General features: G+C 62.0%; 5 protein-coding genes. 3 read left to right on the top strand and 2 right to left on the bottom strand.

Annotated elements, in window-relative coordinates:
- Positions 1-387 (bottom strand): hypothetical protein (locus QOH60_RS28630; RefSeq protein ID WP_526425274.1); only part of this gene is annotated, 387 nt, incomplete at its 3' end.
- 574 nt (positions 388-961) lie between these two features.
- Here QOH60_RS28630 and QOH60_RS28635 point away from each other — a divergent pair.
- The 3 genes from QOH60_RS28635 (at position 962) to QOH60_RS28645 (ending at position 2,297) form a co-directional block, all read left to right on the top strand.
- Positions 962-1,480, top strand: coding sequence for a hypothetical protein (locus QOH60_RS28635; protein WP_526425275.1), 519 nt, complete (start codon positions 962-964; stop codon positions 1,478-1,480).
- Between the two features lie 194 nt (positions 1,481-1,674).
- Positions 1,675-2,010, top strand: a complete 336-nt coding sequence (locus QOH60_RS28640) for a type II toxin-antitoxin system RelE/ParE family toxin (protein WP_526425276.1) — start codon at positions 1,675-1,677, stop codon at positions 2,008-2,010.
- Complete coding sequence (locus QOH60_RS28645) at positions 2,007-2,297, top strand: helix-turn-helix domain-containing protein (protein WP_327568477.1); 291 nt, start codon at positions 2,007-2,009, stop codon at positions 2,295-2,297. Before QOH60_RS28640 ends, QOH60_RS28645 begins: the two co-directional genes overlap by 4 nt.
- 94 nt (positions 2,298-2,391) lie before the next feature.
- Here QOH60_RS28645 and QOH60_RS28650 read toward each other — a convergent pair.
- The coding region (locus QOH60_RS28650) for a cell division protein FtsQ/DivIB (RefSeq protein ID WP_526425277.1) at positions 2,392-3,060 on the bottom strand (669 nt) is incomplete at its 5' end.

The raw sequence follows: 3,060 nt of genomic DNA on the forward strand, positions 1-3,060 counted from the left end.
CGAAACGAGCTTCTCTTCAAAAATGGATTCCCCCGGCTCAATCCATCCATGTCTGGTGAAGATTGCGTAAGTACCTTTGTGCGTCCATGGTACAGCGACCATAGCATCTGGAGTAACCGGCTCTGAAATACTTACACGCAGCCCACTGCCGTCTTGCGTGATGTCCACTCGCGACAATCCGACATTCTTTGCTGAGAATGATATCGCAAGCGTAATGACGTTATCTCTCACCTGAGATGAAGCGCGAACGCTTGTTTCAAGCCTCGGCTGAAAGACTCTTCCCTTTACAAATTTTGCGTACGCCCAAATACCAGCAACAACGATTGCCGCCGTTCGCACGACGACTTCCGCATCTCTGATAGCAGGGCTAATCCATGAATCAGGCACGGATCCTCCGACCGGCGACGATTCCCTTTAGTGCAGCGACTCAGACGAAACGATACGCATCGGAGTAGGTCAGCCGCTATTTACGCTATAGCTTCAGATATCCCTTTTTGCGCAGCCATTCGATCAAAATCTTCTCGATCAGCGAGCGTAGGGTGGGCTACGCGAAGCGAGCCCACCAGATATTGCATCCAGTGCTGCTGTGGTCGCGTGGGCACGGCGCTTCCGCCTTCGCTTCGCTACGGCGGACAAGACGCGCCTTTGCCCACCCTACAGCCGTTATTTTTTGGGAAGATATCCGCGTTTGCTGAGATGAGCGGCGAGGATGGCCCTGATTGCATCCGGCCGCGACGCATATGCGGTTCGACTGTCGGCCATCCATTGATCAAACGCCTTGAGCAACGCCGGCGGGATGCGCACCTGGATTGGCGTCGCGTCGATCCGAGGGCGTCCGCGTCCACGCTTTTTTCTAGTTTCAGATATTGACATCGGTTTATTTTCTGGTATTGGATAATTGCGAACCGGATGGCCGCTTGCAACGGCTATCCGGCTCTGACCCGAGCCACGGAGTTGACCCATGGCGCAGGCTAAGCGTGACTTTATCACGCGTCGAGCGATCCTTTCAGGGGTTGCGGCCCTGCCGGTGGCCGCCGTGCCCGCGCTCCCGTCCCCGGATGTCGCTGGCGCTCCATCCGGGCTACTGGCTCCGCCCGCCGAACCCGACCCCATCTTCGCAGCCATCGCCGCGCACGCCCGCGCCTATGACGACCTCGCCGCCTTTGCCGGTGAACTGGCCGCAGCCGAGCAGGCGGCATGGCACGCACCGCGCGGGGCGCGCCGCGCCGCCAACAAGCGGCTCAGGCAAGCCTATGCGGCCGAAGGACGTTTCGTAGACATCCTGGGGGACGCGGCCGAGCGCTTCGTCGCGACGGTGCCGCAAACGCTGCGGGGCGTTGCAGCCGCGTTGGCTTACGTGCGCGAGCGCTACGCGCAGGGTTACCCGATGTGCGAGGAGGAGGAGTGCATGACGCTCTTCGCCTCGACCGAGCAGGCGATCTGCCGCGCGGCGGGGTTGCCGGTGCCGCGGGCCGCATAGCCCGGAAGCCCTCGGGGCGAAATCAAACGCCGCGCCCTGCCCCACCCGGTTCGGCCTGCGGCCGAACCACCCTCCCCCTGCGGGGCAGGGATGAAGCAGCCCGTGTGATCGTCGATCGTCGCCCGCGAAACCCAACGCCATTTTGGGCTTGCATCACGGTACCATTTTTGGTACGATTACCCGATGAGAGGATCGTGAAGCGCCTTCCCGCTTTCTTTTATGAATTGCCGTCAGGGCATGTTCCGGTCCGCGAATGGATCAGGAGCCTTGATGCCGCCGACCGCAAGATAATCGGCGAGGACATCAAGGACGTGGAGTTCTCATGGCCAATCGGCATGCCCTTGGTTCGGGCGCTGGGCGCGGGCCTTTGGGAAGTCCGCAGCAGCTTGACGCAAGGCCGCATCGCCCGCGTGCTGTTCTGCATCAATGAGGGGCGGATGGTGTTGCTGCACGGTTTCATCAAGAAAACACAGAAGACACCGCAAAACGATTTGAATTTGGCGTTGAAGCGAAAAAAGGAGATCACATGACGAAGAAACAAAAGGGGCGGATCGGATCGTCGTTCGACGATTTCCTGAAGGAAGAAGGCATCTACGAGGGTGTGACCGCACGCGCCATCAAACGCGTGATCGCCCGCCAGCTCGATGCGCTCATGCAAGAGCAAGGCATCTCCAAAACCGAACTTGCCAAGAGCATGAAGACGAGCCGCGCCCAGCTCGACCGGCTGCTCGACCCCGAGAACGAGTCCGTGACGCTTGGCACGCTCACGCGCGCCGCGCAGGCCGTGGGGCGCAATTTGCGGATGGAGCTTGTTTAGCAGTTTCCAAAGGCCGCGCCCTGCCCCACCCGGTTCGGCCTGCGGCCGAACCACCCTGCGGGGGAGGGATGAAGCGACGCATGCGCCAGATCGCTCACGCGTCGCCGCCTTTCTTCTTCGTCGCCTTCTTGATTGCTTCCTCGCGCGCCTGCGCGACCGCATCGGAGACCCGCACCGTCACGCGATCAGCAAGGCGAAGATCGACCGCCGTGATATCGCGGCTCAGCAACGCCTTCTCACGGTCAAGGCGCGCGAGCGTGTCGAGGGCAGCTTCAATGTTCGCGTCGGGCAGACGCACATCGAGGCCGCTCTTCAGCCGCAGGTTCCAGCGCCGCTCGGCAACGAAGATCGATGCGCGCACCTGGTCCCGGATTGCCGGATAGGCATCGAGGACGGCAAGGAAACCGCGCGCCGCTGCTGCCGCACCCGGCCCGACCACGAACGGCAGAGACGCAAGACGCGGCTCGATCCGGTTCGAGAGCACCGTGCCGTCGGCCGCGATGACCTGGACCTTGCCGTCCATCTGCCACAGCGCGAACGGCTCGCGCTCGGTGATCGTGATCTGGAGACGGTCCGGATAGAACTTGCGCACCGTCGCTTCGGCGACCCACGGGATCGCCTCCAGTCTGGCGCGCGCGTCGCCGACATCGAGGAACAGCAGCGAGGAATGGTCGGTCACCCCGGCCGCCGCAAAGATCTCCTCGCGACTGACCTGACGCTGACCCGAAAGCGACACCGTCGCGATGCGCATGCCGGCCGCATT

Source organism: Mycobacterium sp. (assembly GCF_032159765.1).
Lineage (GTDB): Bacteria > Actinomycetota > Actinomycetes > Mycobacteriales > Mycobacteriaceae > Mycobacterium.